General features: G+C 69.8%; 20 protein-coding genes. 3 read left to right on the top strand and 17 right to left on the bottom strand.

The annotated features are described in order from the left end of the window. Nucleotides 1-4: 4 nt before the first annotated feature. The 12 genes from nuoL to CP978_RS19580 are packed head-to-tail and all read right to left on the bottom strand — an operon-like array spanning nucleotide 5 to nucleotide 12,852. Nucleotides 5-1,900 carry an NADH-quinone oxidoreductase subunit L gene (gene nuoL / locus CP978_RS19635; protein WP_043442882.1) on the bottom strand — a complete coding sequence of 632 codons (1,896 nt, stop codon included), beginning with the start codon at nucleotides 1,898-1,900 and terminating at the stop codon, nucleotides 5-7. A 14-nt stretch (nucleotides 1,901-1,914) separates the two neighbouring features. After that, nucleotides 1,915-2,214 carry an NADH-quinone oxidoreductase subunit NuoK gene (nuoK, locus tag CP978_RS19630; protein ID WP_043442880.1) on the bottom strand — a complete coding sequence of 100 codons (300 nt, stop codon included), beginning with the start codon at nucleotides 2,212-2,214 and terminating at the stop codon, nucleotides 1,915-1,917. Next, a complete protein-coding gene (locus tag CP978_RS19625) occupies nucleotides 2,211-3,053 on the bottom strand; it encodes an NADH-quinone oxidoreductase subunit J (RefSeq protein ID WP_043442878.1) in 843 nt (280 codons plus the stop codon). The genes nuoK and CP978_RS19625 overlap by 4 nt, the downstream gene beginning before the upstream one ends. Next, nucleotides 3,050-3,679 (bottom strand): NADH-quinone oxidoreductase subunit NuoI, encoded by a 630-nt coding sequence (gene nuoI / locus CP978_RS19620; protein WP_043442876.1) that lies wholly within the window; start codon nucleotides 3,677-3,679, stop codon nucleotides 3,050-3,052. The genes CP978_RS19625 and nuoI overlap by 4 nt, the downstream gene beginning before the upstream one ends. Beyond that, on the bottom strand, nucleotides 3,672-5,039 hold the full coding sequence (gene nuoH / locus CP978_RS19615) for an NADH-quinone oxidoreductase subunit NuoH (protein ID WP_043442873.1): 1,368 nt from the start codon (nucleotides 5,037-5,039) through the stop codon (nucleotides 3,672-3,674). The genes nuoI and nuoH overlap by 8 nt, the downstream gene beginning before the upstream one ends. Beyond that, nucleotides 5,036-7,537: an NADH-quinone oxidoreductase subunit G gene (locus CP978_RS19610; RefSeq protein WP_043442870.1), complete on the bottom strand. Its 2,502-nt coding sequence runs from the start codon at nucleotides 7,535-7,537 to the stop codon at nucleotides 5,036-5,038. Before CP978_RS19610 ends, nuoH begins: the two co-directional genes overlap by 4 nt. Continuing rightward, nucleotides 7,534-8,919, bottom strand: coding sequence for an NADH-quinone oxidoreductase subunit NuoF (gene nuoF / locus CP978_RS19605; RefSeq protein WP_043442867.1), 1,386 nt, complete (start codon nucleotides 8,917-8,919; stop codon nucleotides 7,534-7,536). The genes CP978_RS19610 and nuoF overlap by 4 nt, the downstream gene beginning before the upstream one ends. Further along, nucleotides 8,919-9,794: an NADH-quinone oxidoreductase subunit NuoE gene (nuoE, locus tag CP978_RS19600; RefSeq protein WP_043442865.1), complete on the bottom strand. Its 876-nt coding sequence runs from the start codon at nucleotides 9,792-9,794 to the stop codon at nucleotides 8,919-8,921. The genes nuoF and nuoE overlap by 1 nt, the downstream gene beginning before the upstream one ends. Continuing rightward, nucleotides 9,791-11,131: an NADH-quinone oxidoreductase subunit D gene (locus CP978_RS19595; protein ID WP_043442863.1), complete on the bottom strand. Its 1,341-nt coding sequence runs from the start codon at nucleotides 11,129-11,131 to the stop codon at nucleotides 9,791-9,793. Before CP978_RS19595 ends, nuoE begins: the two co-directional genes overlap by 4 nt. Next, nucleotides 11,128-11,928, bottom strand: coding sequence for an NADH-quinone oxidoreductase subunit C (locus tag CP978_RS19590; RefSeq protein WP_043442861.1), 801 nt, complete (start codon nucleotides 11,926-11,928; stop codon nucleotides 11,128-11,130). The genes CP978_RS19595 and CP978_RS19590 overlap by 4 nt, the downstream gene beginning before the upstream one ends. Then, complete coding sequence (locus CP978_RS19585) at nucleotides 11,925-12,479, bottom strand: NuoB/complex I 20 kDa subunit family protein (protein WP_043442859.1); 555 nt, start codon at nucleotides 12,477-12,479, stop codon at nucleotides 11,925-11,927. The genes CP978_RS19590 and CP978_RS19585 overlap by 4 nt, the downstream gene beginning before the upstream one ends. 13 nt (nucleotides 12,480-12,492) lie before the next feature. Beyond that, nucleotides 12,493-12,852 carry an NADH-quinone oxidoreductase subunit A gene (locus CP978_RS19580; protein WP_003992243.1) on the bottom strand — a complete coding sequence of 120 codons (360 nt, stop codon included), beginning with the start codon at nucleotides 12,850-12,852 and terminating at the stop codon, nucleotides 12,493-12,495. Between the two features lie 784 nt (nucleotides 12,853-13,636). Here CP978_RS19580 and CP978_RS19575 point away from each other — a divergent pair. Then, nucleotides 13,637-14,446, top strand: coding sequence for a C40 family peptidase (locus tag CP978_RS19575; protein WP_043449006.1), 810 nt, complete (start codon nucleotides 13,637-13,639; stop codon nucleotides 14,444-14,446). 289 nt (nucleotides 14,447-14,735) lie between these two features. Here CP978_RS19575 and CP978_RS19570 read toward each other — a convergent pair whose 3' ends face one another. Continuing rightward, entirely contained in the window at nucleotides 14,736-16,025 is a 1,290-nt protein-coding gene (locus CP978_RS19570) for a geranylgeranyl reductase family protein (RefSeq protein WP_043442856.1), read from the bottom strand. Between the two features lie 147 nt (nucleotides 16,026-16,172). Between CP978_RS19570 and CP978_RS19565 the strand changes: the two genes are divergently transcribed. Together CP978_RS19565 and CP978_RS19560 are read left to right on the top strand one after the other, a co-directional pair. Further along, nucleotides 16,173-16,679 (top strand): GNAT family N-acetyltransferase, encoded by a 507-nt coding sequence (locus CP978_RS19565; RefSeq protein ID WP_052454593.1) that lies wholly within the window; start codon nucleotides 16,173-16,175, stop codon nucleotides 16,677-16,679. Nucleotides 16,680-16,772: 93 nt separating this feature from the next. Continuing rightward, nucleotides 16,773-17,111 carry a PASTA domain-containing protein gene (locus CP978_RS19560; protein WP_043442854.1) on the top strand — a complete coding sequence of 113 codons (339 nt, stop codon included), beginning with the start codon at nucleotides 16,773-16,775 and terminating at the stop codon, nucleotides 17,109-17,111. Between the two features lie 10 nt (nucleotides 17,112-17,121). On the opposite strand, the gene CP978_RS19555 is transcribed toward CP978_RS19560, so the two are convergent. The 4 genes from CP978_RS19555 to CP978_RS19540 form a co-directional block, all read right to left on the bottom strand. Further along, nucleotides 17,122-17,817: a demethylmenaquinone methyltransferase gene (locus CP978_RS19555; protein WP_043449001.1), complete on the bottom strand. Its 696-nt coding sequence runs from the start codon at nucleotides 17,815-17,817 to the stop codon at nucleotides 17,122-17,124. A gap of 71 nt (nucleotides 17,818-17,888) precedes the next feature. Continuing rightward, complete coding sequence (locus CP978_RS19550) at nucleotides 17,889-18,521, bottom strand: hypothetical protein (protein WP_043442851.1); 633 nt, start codon at nucleotides 18,519-18,521, stop codon at nucleotides 17,889-17,891. Nucleotides 18,522-18,528: 7 nt separating this feature from the next. Continuing rightward, a complete protein-coding gene (gene mqnC / locus CP978_RS19545; RefSeq protein ID WP_043442848.1) occupies nucleotides 18,529-19,743 on the bottom strand; it encodes a cyclic dehypoxanthinyl futalosine synthase in 1,215 nt (404 codons plus the stop codon). An 88-nt stretch (nucleotides 19,744-19,831) separates the two neighbouring features. Then, nucleotides 19,832-20,560, bottom strand: coding sequence for a prepilin peptidase (locus tag CP978_RS19540; protein ID WP_052454191.1), 729 nt, complete (start codon nucleotides 20,558-20,560; stop codon nucleotides 19,832-19,834). Nucleotides 20,561-20,605 lie beyond the last annotated feature (45 nt).

The following is a 20,605-nucleotide window of genomic DNA, read 5'->3' as shown; positions in this document are numbered from 1 at the left end:
GCTATCAGACCGCCCTCATCAGCAGGGTCAGGGCGACGAGCACCGCCGCACCGCCGAACATCGAGACGGCGTACGACCGTGCGTAGCCGTTCTGCAGCCGGCGGAGCCGGCCGGAGAGGCCGCCGACCGCGGCCGCCGCGCCGTTGACGACGCCGTCGACCAGGGTGTGGTCCACGTACACCAGGGAGCGGGTGAGGTGCTCCCCGCCTCGGACGAGGACGACATGGTTGAAGTCGTCCTGGAGCAGATCGCGCCGGGCGGCCCGGGTGAGCAGCGAACCGCGCGGGGCGACGGCCGGGACCGGGCGGCGCCCGTACTGCAGATAGGCGAGGCCCGCGCCGACGACCAGGAGCACCAGCGTGGCGGCGGTGATCACACCCGCGCCCACCGGCGAGTTGCCCTCCTCGTGCCCGGTGACCGGCTCGAGCCAGCTCAGGAAGCGGTCGCCGAGGTGGAAGAAGAAACCGGCGCCGACCGAGCCGACGGCGAGCACGATCATCGGGATCGTCATGACGTTCGGCGACTCGTGCGGGTGCGGCTCGTTGCCGTTCTCGTCGGGCGCCCAGCGCTTCTCGCCGAAGAACGTCATCAGCATCACGCGCGTCATGTAGAACGCGGTGATGGCCGCGCCCAGCAGGGCCACCCCGCCGAGGATCCAGCCCTGGGTGCCGCCCTTGGCGAAGGCCGCCTCGATGATGGCGTCCTTGGAGTAGAAGCCGGACAGGAACGGGAAGCCGATGATCGCCAGATAGCCGAGGCCGAAGGTGACGAAGGTGATCGGCATGTACTTCCGCAGGCCGCCGTACTTACGCATGTCGACCTCGTCGTTCATGCCGTGCATCACCGACCCGGCGCCCAGGAACAGCCCGGCCTTGAAGAAGCCGTGCGTCACCAGGTGCATGATCGCGAAGACATAGCCGATGGGGCCGAGGCCCGCGGCCAGCACCATGTAGCCGATCTGCGACATGGTCGAGCCGGCCAGTGCCTTCTTGATGTCGTCCTTGGCGCAACCGACGATCGCACCGAAGAGCAGCGTGACGGCGCCGACCACGGTCACCACCAGCTGGGCGTCGGGCGCGGCGTTGAAGATCGCGCCGGAGCGGACGATCAGATACACACCCGCGGTCACCATGGTCGCGGCGTGGATGAGGGCCGAGACCGGGGTCGGGCCCTCCATCGCGTCCCCGAGCCAGGACTGCAGCGGCACCTGGGCGGACTTGCCGCAGGCGGCGAGCAGCAGCATCAGGGCGATCGCGGTGAGCTTGCCCTCACCGGTCCTGGCCACCCCGTCGAAGACCGGTCCGAAGGCGAAGGTCCCGAAGGTCGTGAACATCAGCATGATGGCGATCGACAGGCCCATGTCGCCGACCCGGTTGACCAGGAAGGCCTTCTTGGCCGCGGTCGCCGCGCTGGGCTTGTGCTGCCAGAAGCCGATCAGCAGGTAGGAGGCGAGACCCACGCCCTCCCAGCCGACGTACAGCAGCAGATAGTTGTCGGCGAGGACCAGCAGCAGCATCGCCGCGAGGAACAGGTTCAGATAACCGAAGAAGCGGCGCCGGCGCTCGTCGTGCTCCATGTACCCCACGGAGTACAGATGGATGAGCGAGCCGACGCCTGTGATCAGCAGGACGAAGGTCATCGACAGCTGGTCGAGCCGGAAGGCGACATCGGCCTGGAAACCGGCCACCGGGATCCAGCTGAACAGATGCTGGGTCAGCATCCGGTGGTCGGCGGCCTTCCCCAGCATGTCGGCGAAGAGCACGACGCCGAGCACGAAGGAGGCGGCGGCCAGGACCGTGCCGATCCAGTGGCCGACGGCGTCCAGCCTTCTGCCGCCGCACAGCAGGACGGCCGCTCCGAGCAGGGGCGCCGCGATCAGCAGCGCAATCAGGTTCTCCACGATTCAGCGACCCCTCACAGCTTCATCAGGCTGGCGTCGTCGACCGAGGCCGAGTGGCGGGTACGGAACAGCGACACGATGATCGCGAGGCCCACCACGACCTCCGCGGCGGCGACGACCATGGTGAAGAAGGCGAAGATCTGGCCGTCGAGATTGCCGTGCATCCGGGAGAAGGTGACGAAGGCGAGGTTGCATGCGTTGAGCATCAGCTCGATGCACATGAACAGCACGATCGCGTTCCGCCGGATCAGCACGCCGGTGGCGCCGATGGTGAACAACAGGGCGGCGAGATACAGATAGTTGACCGGGTTCACTTCGACGCCTCCTCGGTCCTCTTGAGCGCCGGGCCCTCGTCCTCGGTGCGCTCCAGGCGTTCCTCGGCGCGCTGTTCCAGGGCCTTCAGATCGCTGAGCGCCTCGTCGGACACATCACGGATCTGGCCGCGGTCCCGCAGCGTCCGGTTGACGGTCAGCTCGGACGGGGTACCGTCCGGCAGAAGACCGGCGATGTCCACCGCGTTGTGCCGGGCGTAGACGCCGGGGGCCGGCAGCGGCGGGAGGTGCTTGCCCTCCCGTACGCGCAGTTCGGCCAGCTCGCGCTGGGTCCTGGCGCGCTCGGTGCGCTCGCGGTGGGTGAGCACCATGGCGCCGACCGCGGCCGTGATCAGCAGAGCGCCGGTGATTTCGAAGGCGAACACGTACTTGGTGAAGATGAGGGCCGCCAGGCCCTCCACATTGCCGTTCGCGTTCGCCCGGCCGAGGCCGTTGAAGTCCTTCAGGGACGCATGGGCCACGCCTGAGAACAGCAGGATGCCGAAGCCGAGCCCGCACAGCAGGGCCAGCCAGCGCTGTCCCTTGATGGTCTCCTTCAGGGAGTCCGCCGCGGTGACGCCGACGAGCATCACCACGAACAGGAACAGCATCATGATCGCGCCGGTGTAGACGACGATCTGCACGATGCCCAGGAAGTAGGCACCGTTGGCCAGATAGAACACCGCCAGCACGATCATGGTGCCGGCCAGGCTGAGCGCACTGTGCACGGCCTTCTTCATGAAGACGGTGCACAGGGCGCCGATCACCGCCACGGTGCCGAGGACCCAGAACTGGAAGGCCTCACCGGTGGAGGTGGCATAGGCGGCGAGTTGCGGGCTCATGCGTCGGCCCCCTGCTCCCCCGAGGCGCCCGAGGAGGCGGCCGACGCGGGCTGCTCCCCCTTGGAGACGGCGACCTGGCGCTCCGTGCCGGGCGCGGCCTCCGTCACCAGGCCCCGGTAGTAGTCCTGCTCGTCCGTCCCCGGGTAGATGGCGTGGGGGGTGTCGACCATGCCCTCTTCGAGGCCGGCGAGCAGCTGCTCCTTGGTGTAGATGAGGTTGGCGCGGCTGGAGTCCGCCAGCTCGAACTCATTGGTCATCGTCAGCGCGCGGGTGGGGCACGCCTCGATGCAGAGGCCGCACAGAATGCAGCGGGCGTAGTTGATCTGGTACACCCGCCCGTACCGCTCGCCGGGCGAGTAACGCTCCTCGTCCGTGTTGTCCGCGCCCTCGACATAGATCGCGTCGGCGGGGCAGGCCCAGGCGCACAGCTCACAGCCGACGCACTTCTCCAGGCCGTCCGGATGGCGGTTGAGCTGGTGCCGACCGTGGAACCGCGGAGCCGTGGTCTTCTTCTGCTCCGGGTACTGCTCGGTCAGCCGCTTCTTGAACATGGCCTTGAAGGTCACGCCGAAGCCGGCCACGGGGTTCTGGAAACCGGGTGCGGTGTCCTTGGGCTCCTCAGCCATCGGACGCCTCCTTTCCATCCGAAATGCCGTCACTGACAGTGTCCGGCCCGCCACTGACAATCAGCTCCCGCTCTCCCCCGCGCCGCGGGCGGCGCCGGGGCACCGGCGGCAGCTCCTGTCCCGGCAGCGGCGGTACGGGGAAGCCGCCCGCCATCGAGTCGAAGGCGGGCTCCTCGGCCGGGGCCTCGGCCTCCTTCGCCCGCTCGCGGAACATGTCGACGACGAACGACAGCACCAGCAGCGTGAGCACGCCGCCCGCCACGGGCAGGGCGATGTCACCGAAGCCGTAGTTCTCGTTGCGCAGCGCCCGCACCGTGGCGACGAGCATCAGCCACACCACGGAGACCGGGATGAGGACCTTCCAGCCGAGCTTCATCAGCTGGTCGTAGCGGACGCGAGGGAGCGTGCCGCGCAGCCAGATGAAGAAGAACAGCAGCAGCTGGACCTTGACGACGAACCAGAGAAGCGGCCACCAGCCGTGGTTCGCGCCCGCCCAGAAGGTGCTGATCGGCCAGGGTGCCCGCCAGCCGCCCAGGAAGAGGGTGGCCGACACGGCCGAGACGGTCACCATGTTGACGTACTCGGCGAGCATGAACATCGCGAACTTGATCGACGAGTACTCGGTGTTGAAGCCGCCGACCAGGTCGCCCTCGGACTCCGGCATGTCGAAGGGGGCGCGGTTGGTCTCGCCGACCATCGTGACGATGTAGATGATGAACGAGACCGGGAGCAGCAGGATGAACCAGCGGTCGTGCTGCTGTTCGACGATCTTCGATGTGGACATCGACCCCGAGTAGAGGAACACGGAGGCGAAGGCGGCCCCCATGGCGATCTCGTAGGAGATCATCTGCGCACAGGAGCGCAGACCGCCGAGCAGCGGATAGGTGGATCCGGAGCTCCAGCCCGCCAGGACGATGCCGTAGATGCCGACCGAGGCGACCGCGAGGATGTAGAGCATCGCGATCGGCAGGTCGGTGAGCTGCATCGCGGTGCGGTGGCCGAAGATCGAGATCTCGTTGCCGGAGGGTCCGAAGGGGATCACCGCGATCGCCATGAAGGCCGGGATGGCCGCGACGATCGGCGCGAGGACATAGACCACCTTGTCCGCGCGCTTGACGACGAGGTCCTCCTTGAGCATCAGCTTCACGCCGTCGGCGAGCGACTGGAGCATGCCCCAGGGGCCGTGCCGGTTGGGGCCGATGCGCAGCTGCATCCAGGCGACGACCTTGCGCTCCCACACGATGGAGAACAGCACGGTCACCATCAGGAAGGCGAAGCAGAACACCGCCTTGATGACGACCAGCCACCAGGGGTCGTGGCCGAACATGGAGAGATCTTCAGCGGCGAGGTACGGGCTCATGCCTCCACCTCCTGGGGGGCGTCGGCGGGCGTCGCCGGGGCGATGCGGACAAGGGTGCCGGGCAGCGCCCCGGTGTCGGAGAGCACACCGCCGCCCGCGGAGTTCATCGGGAGCCAGACCACACGGTCGGGCATCTCGGTGATCTGGAGCGGGAGTTCGGTGGTTCCGGCGGGGCCGGTCACCGCCAGCAGGCCGCCGTCCTCGACGCCCGCCTCGGCGGCGGTGGCCGCGGACAGCCGAGCATGTGCCGCGTGCCGGGTGCCGGCCAGCGCGTCGTCGCCCTCCTGGAGGCGGCCCCGGTCCAGCAGCAGCCGGTGGCCGGCGAGCACGGCCTCTCCGGCGGCCGGGCGGGGCAGCTGTGCGCCGATCTCCAGCGGGTTGTCGGCGCGCGGTCCGGTCCAGGCGCCGAGCCGGTCCAGCTCGCCGCGCACGGTGCGCAGGTCGGGCAGTCCCAGATGGACGTCCATGGCGTCGGCGAGCATCTGGAGCACCCGGGCGTCGGTGGGCGCGGTCCTGCGGGTCATCTGGTCCGGCTTGAGCGCGGCCTCGAAGAAGCGGGCGCGGCCCTCCCAGTTGAGGAAGGTGCCGGCCTTCTCGGCGACCGCCGCGACCGGAAGCACCACGTCCGCGTGCTCGGTGATGTCTCCGGGGCGCAGTTCGAGCGAGACCAGGAAGTCCACCTCGGAGAACGCCTCCCGGGCGCGCGCCGGGTCGGGCAGGTCGGCGGCCTCGACGCCGGCGATCAGCAGGGCCCGCAGTTCGCCGCCGGCCGCGGCCTCCACGATGGCCGCCGTGTCCCGTCCGTAGCGGTGCGGGAGTTCGGCGACGCCCCAGGCAGCGGCGACCTCCTGCCGTGCGCGCGGGTCGGTGGCCGGACGTCCGCCCGGCAGCAGCGAGGGCAGCGCCCCCACTTCGACCGCGCCGCGCTCCCCGGCCCGGCGCGGGATCCACACCAGGGCGGCACCGGTGGCGGCCGCGGTGCGGACCACGGCGGTGAGGGCGCCCGCCACCCCGGCGAGGCGTTCGCCGACGACGATCACGGCGCCCTCGGTGCGCAGCGCCTCGGCGGCCTTGACGCCGTCCTCCTCCAGGCCGACCTTTCCGGCCAGCGCGTCCAGCCACTCGGTCTCGGTGCCGGGCGCGGCGGGCAGCAGGGTGCCGTCGGCCTTCTCCAGGCCCCGGGTGGCATGGGTGGCGATCGAGAACACCCGCTGTCCGTGCGTCCGCCAGGCCTTGCGCAGCCGCAGAAAGACGCCGGGGGCCTCCTCCTCGGACTCGAACCCGACGAGCAGGACGGCCGGTGCCTTCTCCAGGGAGGTGTAGGTGACACCGCTGCCGTCGAGGTCGCGGCCGCGTCCGGCGACTCGGGCGGCCAGGAAGTCGGCCTCCTCGCCGCTGTGCACCCGCGCACGGAAGTCGATGTCGTTGGTGTCCAGGGCCACCCGGGCGAACTTGCTGTACGCGTAGGCGTCCTCGACGGTGAGCCGGCCGCCGGTCAGCACACCCGCCCGGCCCCGCGCGGCGCTCAGGCCCCGGGCGGCGGCGTCCAGCGCCTCCGGCCAGGACGCCGGCTCCAGTTCACCGGACTCGCCCCGCACCAGTGGTGTCTCGAGGCGGTCCTTCTGCTGTGCGTACCGGAATCCGAACCGCCCCTTGTCGCAGATCCACTCCTCGTTGACCTCGGGGTCGTTGGCCGCGAGCCGCCGCATGACCTTGCCGCGCCGGTGGTCCGTGCGGGTCGCGCAGCCGCCGGAGCAGTGCTCGCACACGGACGGCGAGGAGATCAGGTCGAAGGGGCGGGAGCGGAAGCGGTACGCCGCCGAGGTGAGCGCGCCGACGGGGCAGATCTGGATGGTGTTCCCGGAGAAGTACGACTCGAACGGGTCGCCCTCGCCGGTGCCGATCTGCTGGAGCGCGCCCCGTTCCACCATCTCGATCATCGGGTCGCCCGCGATCTGGTTGGAGAACCGGGTGCAGCGGGCGCACAGCACGCACCGCTCGCGGTCGAGCAGCACCTGGCTGGAGATCGCGACGGGCTTCTCGTAGGTGCGCTTCCTCCCCTCGAAGCGGGAGTCGGCGTTGCCGTGCGACATGGCCTGGTTCTGCAGCGGGCACTCGCCGCCCTTGTCGCAGACCGGGCAGTCCAGCGGGTGGTTGATGAGCAGCAGCTCCATCACACCCTTCTGGGCCTTCTCGGCGACGGGCGAGGTGAGCTGGGTCCTCACGACCATCCCGTCGGTGCAGGTGATCGTGCAGGAGGCCATGGGCTTGCGCTGCCCCTCGACCTCCACGATGCACTGGCGGCAGGCGCCGGCCGGGTCGAGCAGGGGGTGGTCGCAGAAGCGGGGGATCTCGATGCCGAGCTGCTCGGCGGCGCGGATCACCAGGGTGCCCTTGGGCACGCTGATCTCGATGCCGTCGATCGTCAGCGTGACGAGGTCCTCCGGCGGGACCGCCGCGGCACCGCCCCCGGTGGGAGCGTTGGTCGTCACGGTCATGCGTTCACCTCCGCGGGCTTGTCCGCCCAGGCCGTGGACTTGGCCGGGTCGAAGGGGCATCCCCGGCCCGTGATGTGCTCCTCGTACTCCGCGCGGAAGTACTTGAGGGAGGAGAAGATGGGCGAGGCGGCACCGTCGCCGAGGGCGCAGAAGGCCTTGCCGTTGATGTTGTCGGCGATGTCGTTGAGCTTGTCGAGGTCGGACATCTTTCCCTTGCCGGCCTCGATGTCGCGCATCAACTGCACGAGCCAGTACGTCCCTTCACGGCAGGGCGTGCACTTTCCGCAGGACTCGTGGGCGTAGAACTCGGTCCAGCGGGTGACGGCGCGGACCACGCAGGTGGTCTCGTCGAAGCACTGCAGGGCCTTGGTGCCGAGCATGGAACCGGCGGCGCCCACGCCCTCGTAGTCGAGCGGGACGTCGAGGTGTTCCTCGGTGAACATCGGCGTCGAGGAGCCGCCCGGGGTCCAGAACTTGAGGCGGTGGCCGGACCGCATGCCGCCGCTCATGTCGAGCAGCTGGCGGAGCGTGATGCCGAGCGGTGCCTCGTACTGGCCGGGGTTGGCGACATGGCCGCTGAGCGAGTAGAGCGTGAAGCCGGGCGACTTCTCGCTGCCCATCGAACGGAACCAGTCCTTGCCCCGGTTCATGATGGCGGGAACCGATGCGATGGATTCGACGTTGTTCACCACAGTCGGGCACGCATAGAGGCCCGCGACCGCAGGGAAGGGGGGACGCAGCCGCGGCTGGCCACGGCGGCCTTCGAGCGAGTCGAGCAGTGCGGTCTCCTCGCCGCAGATGTACGCGCCCGCGCCCGCGTGCACGGTGAGTTCGAGGTCGAGTCCGCTGCCCAGGATGTTCTCGCCGAGGTAGCCCGCCGCGTATGCCTCACGCACCGCCGAGTGCAGCCGCCGCAGCACGGGGACGACCTCGCCCCGCAGATAGATGAAGGCATGCGACGACCTGATGGCGTAGCACGCGATGACGATGCCCTCGATGAGGCTGTGCGGGTTCGCGAAGAGGAGCGGGATGTCCTTGCAGGTCCCGGGCTCCGATTCGTCGGCGTTGACAACGAGATAGTGCGGCTTGCCGTCTCCCTGGGGGATGAACTGCCATTTCATGCCCGTGGGGAAGCCCGCGCCGCCGCGTCCGCGCAGTCCGGACTCCTTGACGTAGGCGATCACGTCGTCCGGCGACATGGCCAGCGCCTTGCGGAGCCCCTCGTACCCCTCGTGCCGCCGGTAGGCGTCCAGGGTCCAGGACTTCTCCTCGTCCCAGAAGGCGGACAGGACGGGTGCGAGCAGCTTCTCGGGGCTGCTGTCTCCGCCGTCCGCGAAGTGGCCCGAGCGGGCGGTCCCCCCGTCCTCGGTGGTCACCGTCATCACTCCCCCTCCTCTTCCGTGACGGGACCCGCCGGATGGGCAGGGTCGGAGGCCGATGTGTCCTGTGGCGCGTCGTGCGAGCTCAGGTGCTCGGCGGGTGACGGCTCGTGCAGCGCCGCGTCCCGCGGTTCGTCCTGCGGTCCGCCGGCCCGTGGATGCACCACGCGCGCGGCGGGCGACTCTCCCCTGGCCAGCCGCAGCCCGACCAGCGAGGCGGGTCCCGCGCCGCCGGTCGCCTCCACGGCTCCGTCCCGTTCGTCGGGGAAGCCGGCCAGCATCCGGGCCGTCTCCTTGAAGGTGCACAGAGGGGCGCCGCGGGTGGGTGCGGCCTGCCGTCCCGCGCGCAGGTCGTCCACGAGGCGCAGGGCGCTCTCGGGGGTCTGGTTGTCGAAGAACTCCCAGTTGACCATCACGACCGGTGCGTAGTCGCAGGCCGCGTTGCACTCGATGTGCTCCAGGGTGACCTTGCCGTCGTCGGTGGTCCCGCCGTTGGCGACGCCCAGGTGCTCCTGGAGGGCGGCGAAGATCGCGTCTCCGCCCATCACCGCGCACAGGGTGTTGGTGCACACACCCACCTGGTAGTCGCCGGAGGGGCCCCGCCGGTACATGGTGTAGAAGGTCGCGACGGCGGTGACCTCGGCCGTGGTCAGCTCCAGTACGTCCGCGCAGAACTGCATCCCGGTGCGTGTGACATGGCCCTCCTCCGACTGCACCAGGTGCAGCAGGGGCAGCAGAGCGGAGCGCGCGTCCGGGTAGCGGTCGATGATCTGGCGCGCGTCCTGCTCCAGCCGGGCGCGGACGTCGTCCGGGTAGTCGGGCGCGGGCAGTCGGGGCATGCCCAGGCTGACGCCGTGCTCCGAAGAACTGGTGGTCACCGGTCGACGCCTCCCATCACGGGGTCGATGGACGCCACGGCGACGATCACGTCGGCGACCTGGCCGCCCTCGCACATCGCCGCCATGGTCTGAAGGTTGGTGAAGGACGGGTCGCGGAAGTGGACCCGGTAGGGACGGGTGCCGCCGTCGGAGACGACATGCACGCCGAGTTCGCCCTTGGGCGACTCGACCGCCGTGTACGCCTGTCCCGGCGGGACGCGGAAGCCCTCGGTCACCAGCTTGAAGTGGTGGATCAGGGCCTCCATGGAGGTGCCCATGATGTTCTTGATGTGGTCGAGGGAGTTGCCCAGTCCGTCCGGGCCCAGGGCGAGCTGGGCGGGCCAGGCGATCTTCTTGTCGGCGACCATGACCGGTCCCGGCTGCAGCCGGTCCAGGCACTGCTCGACGATCCTGAGGGACTGGCGCATCTCCTCCAGGCGGATCAGGAAACGGCCGTAGGCGTCGCAGCTGTCTGCGGTCGGGACGTCGAAGTCATAGGTCTCGTAGTCGCAGTAGGGCTGCGACTTGCGCAGATCGTGCGGCAGACCGGTGGCGCGCAGGATCGGTCCGGTGGCGCCCAGGGCCATGCAGCCGGCCAGGTCCAGATAGCCGATGTCCTGCATACGGGCCTTGAAGATGGGGTTCCCGGTGGCGAGCTTGTCGTACTCCGGGAGGTTCTTCCGCATCTTCTTCACGAACTCGCGGATCTGGTCCACCGCGCCCGGCGGCAGGTCCTGGGCGAGTCCGCCGGGGCGGATGTACGCGTGGTTCATCCGCAGGCCGGTGATCAGCTCGTAGATGTCGAGGATCAGCTCCCGGTCGCGGAAGCCGTAGATCATGATGGTGGTGGCGCCGAGCTCCATGCCTCCGGTGGCGATGCACACCAGGTGGGAGGAGAGCCGGTTCAGCTCCATCAGCAGCACCCGGATGATCGTGGCGCGGTCCGGGACCTCGTCCTCGATGCCGAGCAGCCTCTCGACGGCGAGGCAGTACGCCGCCTCGTTGAAGAACGGCGTCAGATAGTCCATGCGCGTCACGAACGTGGTGCCCTGGGTCCAGGTGCGGTACTCGAGGTTCTTCTCGATACCGGTGTGGAGATAGCCGATGCCGCAGCGGGCCTCGGTGACGGTCTCCCCGTCGATCTCCAGGATCAGCCTCAGCACTCCGTGGGTGGAGGGGTGCTGCGGACCCATGTTGACGATGAGGCGTTCGTCGTCGGCGCGGGCCGCGGACTGGGCGATCTCGTCCCAGTCGCCGCCGGTGACCGTGTAGACGGTGCCCTCGGTGGTCTCGCGCGCGGAGGCGGCGGAGGCATCGGAGGGTGTGTGCGTGCTCATGAGTACGACCTCCGCTGGTCCGGAGCCGGGATCTGGGCGCCCTTGTACTCGACGGGGATGCCGCCGAGGGGATAGTCCTTGCGCTGCGGATGGCCCTGCCAGTCGTCGGGCATCATGATCCGCGTCAGCGCCGGATGGCCGTCGAAGATCAGCCCGAAGAAGTCGTAGGTCTCGCGCTCGTGCCAGTCGTTCGTCGGATAGACGGGGACCAGCGACGGGACGTGCGGGTCGGCGTCCGGGGCCCCGACCTCCAGCCGGATCAGCCGGTTGTGGGTGATCGAGCGCAGATGGTAGACGGCGTGCAGCTCGCGGCCCTTGTCGCCGGGATAGTGCACTCCGCTCACCCCCGTGCACAGCTCGAAGCGGAGCGCCGGGTCGTCGCGCAGGGTCTGGGCGACGGCGACGAGGTACTCGCGTTCGATGTGGAAGGTCAGCTCGCCACGGTCGACGACCGTCTTCTCGATGGCGTTCTCGGGGACGAGACCCTGTTCCTCCAGGGCCCCCTCCAGCTCGTCGGCGACCTCGTCGAACCAGCCGCCGTAGGGGCGGGCGGCCGGGCCCGGCAGCCGGACCGGGCGGACCAGACCGCCGTAGCCGGAGGTGTCGCCGCCGTTTGTGGCGCCGAACATGCCGCGCTGGACGCGGATCTCCTCGCCGTGGTCACCCCGCATTCCGGGGAGGTTCGCGGCGCCGAGGTCCTTCTCGGGGTTGACGCCGCCCGCGCCGCTCCCGTTCGCCGCGGCGCCGTTCGCGCCGTTGCGCGGTGTGTTCGCGCCGTTGCTCTTGGCGTCACTCATCGCAGCAGCCCCTTCATCTCGATCGTCGGGAGCGCCTTGAGTGCCGCTTCCTCCGCCTCACGGGCCGCCTCCTCGGCGTTGACGCCGAGCTTGGAGGTCTGGATCTTGTGGTGGAGCTTGAGGATCGCGTCCATCAGCATCTCGGGCCGTGGCGGACAGCCGGGCAGATAGATGTCGACGGGGACGATGTGATCGACGCCCTGGACGATCGCGTAGTTGTTGAACATGCCGCCCGAGGAGGCGCAGACCCCCATGGAGATCACCCACTTGGGGTTCGGCATCTGGTCGTAGACCTGCCGGAGCACCGGCGCCATCTTCTGGCTGACCCGGCCCGCGACGATCATCAGGTCCGCCTGCCGGGGCGAGCCGCGGAAGACCTCCATGCCGAAGCGCGCCAGGTCGTAGCGGCCGGCACCGGTGGTCATCATCTCGATGGCGCAACAGGCCAGGCCGAAGGTGGCCGGGAAGACCGACGACTTACGCACCCAGCCCGCGGCCTGCTCGACCGTGGTCAGAAGGAATCCGCTCGGCAGCTTTTCTTCGAGTCCCATGGCTAAAGGCCCCTCAGTCCCATTCCAGGCCGCCGCGCCGCCATACGTACGCGTACGCGACGAAGACGGTGAGCACGAAGAGCAGCATCTCCACGAGCCCGAAAATCCCGAGGGCGTCGAAGGTGACGGCCCAGGGGTAGAGGAAGACGATCTCGATGTCGAAGACGATGAAGAGCATCGCCGTCAGGTAGTACTTGATAGGGAAACGCCCGCCGCCGGCCGGCGTGGGGGTCGGCTCGATGCCGCACTCGTACGCTTCAAGTTTGGCGCGGTTGTACCGCTTCGGACCGATCAGCGTGGCCATGACCACGGAGAAGATCGCAAAGCCTGCCCCGAGGGCTCCCAGTACGAGGATGGGCGCATACGCGTTCACCGCTCCTCGCTCCTCTCAGTCGGCACTGACTGCTGGCGTTCGCCGGACTCGCAGCCGTCCCACCTGCCCCGCGAACCCCACTGGTCCCGACGAAGATCGCGAACATGTGAAGCAGGTCACAAGCCCAACTGCCCCGCATCCTATGCCCGCCGGTATGTGATCTGCGACACGGGGGTCACCACCTACTTTGTGATCTTCACCACCTATCGAAGGATCATGAAGTCGGATGAGCGGTGACCTTCATACGCGAAGCAGTCGAGCGATCACCAAGAGGTGACATTTCCCCTCGTCATCGCTGGTCGGAGGGGGTTTGCACTATCAAAGGAGAAGCTCCTGGCGCAAATTCGCCCCGAAGTTGATCACTTGATAGAGGGACACGTTCACACGCCGGAGGTCGGAACGGGACATCTGTGGACGTGTGCACGCGTTCACGAGCGGGTGATCACTCCCGCGCGGACGAAGCACCCGCAGCGGCGCGCGAGGGCGGCCGGCATCCGCGCACGGGACGCCGGGGGCGCGGAGACCGTTCCGTGACCTGCGCCACATCTGACGGGGCGTCCGACCGAACGGACTTGGCCACGCTCCTGCGGCGATGGTAGGCGCGGCGCAATCCGGACGTAACGATGAAAGACCGTGATCACAGGCTTGATCATTACTGTCCGGATTGCCCGTTAAGGCGTCAATAAAGAAAGACCCGCCGGGGATTCATGACGCCGATTGAACAACTGTGGCGCACCACACGTTTCTTGTAGGTATGGAGCAGCCCCTGATACCGGTTGTACTCATGTCCCACACCGCTCAGATACGCAGCCACCGGAAGCACCGCGCCCGCAGCGCCTCGACGATCGCGATGCGGACCGGAGTCGCCGGCGGTGTGCTCAGCACCCTGGCCGTCGCCGGTGCGTCTGCTTACGCCGCCGAGCCGGTGGCGCAGCAGACCCTCGAACTGCCGACCCTGACGGCAGATCTGTCCACTCAGGTCGCCCAGTCGGCGGAGGCCACCCAGCTGGCCGCGGCCAACTACCAGTTGCAGGCCGAGCGCGACGCGGCCGCCGCACAGGCCGCGAAGCAGGCCAAGGCGAACCTCGCGGAGGCCAAGAAGAAGGCGGCGGAGGCCAAGCGCAAGGCCGAGGCCGAGCGCAAGACCGCCGAGGCCGCCTCGCGCAGCGCGGAGCGGGCCGTGCTCACCGCCGCGTCCGCGTCGACCAGCGCCTCCACGGCGAGCGTCTCCCAGGCCACCGGTTCGGCCTCCGCGGTCATCGCCTTCGTCAAGGCGCAGCTCGGCGACGCCTATGTCTCCGGCAGCACCGGCCCCAACTCCTGGGACTGCTCCGGCCTGGTGCAGACCGCCTTCAAGCAGGTCGGCGTGAGCCTGCCGCGGGTCTCCCAGGACCAGTCCACCGTCGGCACCCAGGTCTCGCTGAGCAATCTGCAGCCGGGCGACATCCTCTACTGGGGCGGCGCGGGCAGCGCCTACCACGTCGCGGTGTATGTCGGTGACGGCATGTTCGTCGGCGCGCAGAACCCGTCCACGGGCGTCGTCGAGAGGCCGCTCTCGTACGACCCGCCGTCCGGTGCGGTCCGCGTGCTCTGAGCCGCACCGCTTCGCACTCCTGCCGTCGTACGGCAGAACGGGCCGAGGGCCGCCGCTTCCCCGAGCGGCGGCCCTCAGCCGACCCCGGACGCCGAAGCCGCCCTCCGGCGCCTCACGGCCGGCCCAGGACCCGGTGCGGGAAAGGGCCGTTCACCGGCCACCCCCGGTATCGGCGTACGGGCAACCGGAATTCACCCCAAAGGGGACACCTGTATCGCGAGGGCGACGGCCCGGCTCCGGCGGCCGGACCGCACGGGGCGGAGCCGGCCGCCCCGTGGGGCGCGCGGGGTCATGCCTTGGGGGCCACCTTGGACAGGCCGTTGATGAGCCGGTCCATCGCGTCCCCGCCCGTCGGATCCGTCAGGTTGGCCAGGAGTTTCAGCGTGAACTTCATCAGCAGCGGGTGCGTCAGACCCCGCTGCGCGGCGACCTTCATCACCTTGGGGTTGCCGATCAGCTTCACAAAGGCGCGGCCCAGCGTGTAGTAGCCCCCATAGGTGTCCTTGAGGATCTTCGGGTAGCTGTGCAGGGCCAACTCCCGCTGGGCGGGGGTCGCCCGGGCCAGGGCCTGCACGATCACCTCCGCCGCGATCTGGCCCGACTCCATCGCGTAGGCGATGCCCTCGCCGTTGAAGGGGTTCACCAGGCCGCCCGCGTCGCCCACGAGCAGCAGGCCCTTGGTGTAGTGCGGCTGGCGGTTGAAGGCCATGGGCAGGGCGGCGCCGCGGATGGGACCGGTCATGTTCTCGGGGGTGTAGCCCCAGTCCTGAGGCATCGAGGCGCACCAGGCCTTGAGCACCTCGCGCCAGTCCAGCTCCTTGAAGGAGGCGGAGGTGTTCAGGACGCCGAGGCCGACGTTGCTCGTGCCGTCGCCCATGCCGAAGATCCAGCCGTAGCCCGGCAGCAGCCGCTCCTGGCCGCCGCGCCGGTCCCACAGCTCCAGCCAGGACTCCAGATAGTCGTCGTCATGGCGCGGGGAGGTGAAATAGGTGCGGACCGCGACGCCCATGGGGCGGTCCTCCCGGCGGTGCAGCCCCATCGCGAGCGACAGACGCGAGGAGTTGCCGTCCGCGGCCACCACGAGCGGCGCGTGAAAGGTGACCTCGCGCTTCTCCTCGCCCAGCTTGGCGTGCACACCCGTGATGCGTCCGGTGCGGCCGTCCACGACCGGCGCGCCCACATTGCAGCGCTCGTACAGGCGCGCGCCCGCCTTCTGTGCCTGCCGGGCCAGCTGCTCGTCGAAGTCGTCGCGCTTGCGGACCAGACCGTAGTCCGGGTAGGAGGCGAGTTCCGGCCAGTCCAGCTGGAGCCGCACCCCGCCGCCGATGATGCGCAGACCCTTGTTGCGCAGCCAGCCGGCCTCCTCGGAGATGTCGATGCCCATCCCCACGAGCTGCTTGGTGGCGCGGGGGGTGAGGCCGTCGCCGCAGACCTTCTCGCGCGGGAAGGCCGTCTTCTCCAGGAGCAGGACGTCGAGTCCGGCCTTCGCCAGGTAGTAGGCGGTGGTGGAACCGGCTGGCCCGGCCCCGACGACGATCACATCGGCGGTGTGTTCGGTAAGGGGCTGGGGCTCGGTCACGGCGGGTTCTCCCCAAGACTCGACGACGGCTGGACGGCTCCGCAGCGACGAGGACGCCGAAATCTTCGGCAAAACACCGTGCTGACGGGGTGGACATGGGCAGTCTATGCAGCGGTACCGATCCACCGGCTGAAGGGCTGCACCCCCGTGAACCGAGCTCTCCCCGATGTACGGCTGCGCGTTCCCACCGATGAGGACGCCCTCGCGTGGCACCGGGTGTTCGACGACCCCGAGGTCATGGAGTTCCACGGCGGCCGGTCCGCCGAGCCGTCGCTCTACGAGGAGCTCACGGCCCGTCAGCGTCGGCACGACGCCGAGCTGGGGTTCTGTCTGTGGACCGTGCTCGACGCGTCGGGCGAGGTCCTCGGCTTCACCGGCGCACAGCCCTGGCCGCATCCCTGGGGTCCGGCGGGAGAGATCGAGATCGGCTGGCGGCTGGGGCGGGCGCACTGGGGGAAGGGCTATGTCACCGCGGCGGCGCTGGCCACACTGGAGCGGTTGCGGGCGGCGGACGTGCCGGAGGTGGTGGCGATGGTGATGGCCGCCAACACGCGGTCCATCGCCGTGACCCGGCGCCTCGGCATGGAGCTGGCCGAGGTCTTCCCGCACCCCGGCCTGGGAGAGCCCGCACACCGCTATCGACTCACCCTGTGACGTTCTGTGACCGACTGTCACAGAACGGCACCTGCCGCTTCCGACTGACACCTCCCGGCGGTTACCCTTCCCCTACCGCTGGGGGTGACATCTATGCCTATAACACCCAAAACACCCGACGTGCGCGTGCCGCGGTTGGTGGGTCTGATGGCGATGGACGCACGCGAGGCCGCCGCGCGACAGGGCGTGCTGCTGGCCGCGCCCGACCGGCCGGACTTCCATCGCGTCGTCGTCGACTACGTCGTACGCCAATATCCCCCGCCCGGCGCCGAGGTGCCGCGCGGGGCCGTGGTCACCGTGTGGTTCGACCTCGGTGAGGGCGAGGGCGGCGGGGGCGCCGGGGTCCGTGAGCCACGGCTGCCGATCCCGCCGCCGGGCGGGCTGCGCCGCGAACTCGACGAACCCGGCGACGCGTTCGAGGTGCTCAGGTGATCCCCGGCCGTCAGTCCGCCTTGAAGCCCCGGTGCAGCGCCACGATCCCGCCCGTGAGGTTCCGCCAGGCCACCTTGGACCAGCCCGCCGAGCGCAGCCGTCCGGCCAGCGCGGGCTGGTCCGGCCAGGCGCGGATGGACTCGGCGAGGTAGACGTACGCCTCGGGGTTGGACGACGCGGCGCGGGCCACCGGCGGCAGCGCGCGCATCAGGTACTCGGTGTAGACCGTGCGGAAGGGCGCCCAGGTCGGGTGCGAGAACTCGCAGATCACCACCCGCCCACCGGGCTTGGTCACCCGGTACAGCTCACGCAGCGCGGCGTCCGTGTCCTGCACATTGCGCAGCCCGAAGGAGATCGTCACCGCGTCGAAGGTGTCGTCCCTGAACGGCAGCCGAGTCGCGTCGCCCGCCGTGAACGGCATCCAGGGGTGCCGCTTCTTGCCGACCCGGAGCATCCCGAGCGAGAAGTCGCAGGGGACGACATAGGCCCCGGTGCGGGCGAAGGGGAGGGACGAGGTGGCCGTACCGGCCGCGAGGTCCAGGATCTTCTGGGCGGGGCGCGCGCCGACCGCCCTGGCGACCTCCTTGCGCCACACCCGGTCCTGGCCGAGCGACAGCAGGTCGTTGGTCAGGTCGTACCGTTCCGCCACGTGGTCGAACATCGAGGCGACTTCATGGGGCTGCTTGTCCAGGGATGCTCGGGTCACGCCGCCCATTGTGGCAGTACGCCCCGGACGTCCCTCGGCCACCCGGCCGTTACCCCGGCCACCAGGTGGTGTCAGCGGCGGCGGTGGAGCAGGCGGCCTCCGACGACCGTCGCCACACAGGTCCCGGCTCCGCGTGCGGCGAGCGCCGCCTCGTCCGGGACGTCGAACACGGCGAAGGTCGCCTCCCCGCCGAGCGGGCGCGACATCGCCTCCCCGGGGTTCCGGCCGGCCAGCGGGTCGAGGGCTGGCGGGCCCGCGGGAGATGCGAGGCGCTCCCGCACGGTCAGCCCCGCCCGGCGTACGGCGTCCACCACGGCGGGCCGTGACAGGGGTCCCGTCACGGCGACCGTCCCGTGCGCCAGCATGCGCTGCACCCCGCGCCGCGCGCTCGCGCCCCAGCGGGCCTCGGTCATCGCCAGCGCCGCGAGGGCCTCGCCCACGATCGGTTCGGTGCCCAGTTCACCGGCCTCGCGCGGATCGGGATGGTAGGCCCGCTCCAGCAGTTCGGGCCCGTGGGGATGGAGCAGCCCCGGGATGAGAAGCCCCGGCCACCGCCGCACCCGGGCCGTCGGATGCGCCGCCGTCAGCTCCTCGCAGGGACCGATGCGCGCGCACTCCCGCCCGTCGACGAGCACCGCGCCGCCGGGCAGGGCGGGCCGCCGGTCCCCCGTGATCAGGAGGTCGGCGGCGTGGATCGTCAGCACGGCCCGGTCAGTTGGAGGCGAGCAGCTTCAGCTCGGGGTGAGCCGTGCCGCCCTCGATCGCCGTAGAGGAGATATGGGACATCACCCGCTCGTCGACCGGGTCGTTCGCCGGGTCGTCGTGGACCACGAGGTGCTCATAGGTCGTGGCCCGCTGGGCGGGGACACGCCCCGCCTTGCGGATCAGGTCGATGATCTCCAGCCGGTTGGAGCGGTGCCTGGCTCCGGCGGACGAGACCACGTTCTCCTCGAGCATGATCGAGCCGAGGTCGTCCGCGCCGTAGTGCAGGGACAGTTGGCCGACCTCCTTGCCGGTGGTCAGCCACGATCCCTGGATGTGCCGGACGTTGTCGAGGAAGAGGCGGGCGACGGCGATCATCCGCAGATACTCGAAGAGGGTCGCCTGGGTGCGGCCCTTCAGATGGTTGTTCTCGGGCTGGTAGGTGTACGGGATGAAGGCCCGGAAGCCGCCCGTGCGGTCCTGTACGTCGCGGATCATCCGCAGGTGCTCGATGCGTTCGGCGTTGGTCTCGCCGGTGCCCATCAGCATGGTGGACGTGGACTCGACGCCGAGGTTGTGCGCGATCTCCATGATCTCCAGCCAGCGCTCTCCGCTCTCCTTCAGCGGGGCGATGGCCTTGCGCGGCCGCTCGGGCAGCAGTTCGGCACCGGCGCCGGCGAACGAGTCGAGCCCGGCGGCGTGGATGCGGGTGATGGCCTCCTCCACCGGCACACCCGAGATCCGCGCCATGTGCTCGACCTCGGAGGCCCCCAGGCTGTGGATGACCAGCTGCGGGAAGGCGTCCTTGATGGCGCGGAAGTGCTTCTCGTAGTACTCCACGCCGTAGTCCGGGTGGTGGCCGCCCTGGAACATGATCTGGGTGCCGCCGAGTTCGACGGTCTCGGCGCACCGTCGCAGGATGTCGTCCAGATCCCGGGTCCAGCCCTTGGCGGTGTCCTTGGGGGCCGCGTAGAACGCACAGAACCGGCACGCCGTCACACAGACGTTGGTGTAGTTGATGTTGCGCTCGATGATGTACGTCGCGATGTGCTCGGTACCGGCGTACTGACGGCGGCGCACGGCGTCGGCGGCGGCTCCCAGCGCGTGCAGCGGGGCGTCGCGGTAGAGGACGAGCGCTTCTTCGGGGGTGATCCGACCACCGGCGGCGGCACGGTCCAGGACGGCTGTGACATCAATGGACGTGAGATCGGCCTTCTCGGTCACCGGCGTCCCTTTCGTAAGGGGTTGTGGACGGACGTGAGGGTCTGGACGGACCGAACCAGCCTACGCCAGCGCCTTCTCGGGACCCGCGTCAGGCCGCGTACGCCCCGATCATCAGCCCGACGAAGGCCCCCGCGATGAGGAACGGTCCGAAGGGGATCGCGGTCCGCCGCCCGGCGCGCCGCAGCACGACCAGGGCGAGCCCGTACAGGCCCCCGAAGAGAAAGCCGGCGAAGGTCCCGAGCAGCACGGTGCCCCAGCCGTACCAGCCGAGCACCGCCCCGAGCCCCGGCGCGAGTTTGACGTCGCCGAAGCCCAGGCCGTTCGGGTTGACGAGGAAGAGCAGGAAGTAGGCGCCGCCGAGCACCAGCGCGCCGAGGAACGCGGTGCCCCACCGGCCCGCGTGCTCCGGCAGGGCCGCGGCGGCGCCGAGCAGGGCCAGGGCGAGGACGGCGAGCGGCAGCGTCACCACGTCCGGCAGCCGCTGCACCCGGAAGTCCACGATCGTCAGCAGCACGCCGAGGGGCGCGAGGAGCAGCCAGACCGGAAGTTCGGGGCGGAGTCCGGTGGCCAGGGCGAGCCCCGCGCAGACCAGGGCGGTGACCACGCTCACCGCCGCCGTCCCGGGGCCGTACGCCCGTCCGTCCGCGCAGCGGGCCCGTCCGACCCAGCCGCCGATCGGATGGCCGTCCGGGCAGCGGTCCCGCCAGGACTGCTCGGGCTCGACGGAGAGCCGGTAGGCGGCCCGGGGCACCAGCACCCCGGCCGTCGCGCCCCACAGGGCGGCGACCGCGACGGCCGGCCAGAGGTCCAGATCCACCCGGACAGACTATGCGGCCCACCCCACGGGGCACCGGTCTTCCGG

Source organism: Streptomyces nodosus, from assembly GCF_008704995.1.
GTDB lineage: Bacteria > Actinomycetota > Actinomycetes > Streptomycetales > Streptomycetaceae > Streptomyces > Streptomyces nodosus.
This window is presented reverse-complemented; position numbering and strand designations above follow the sequence as displayed.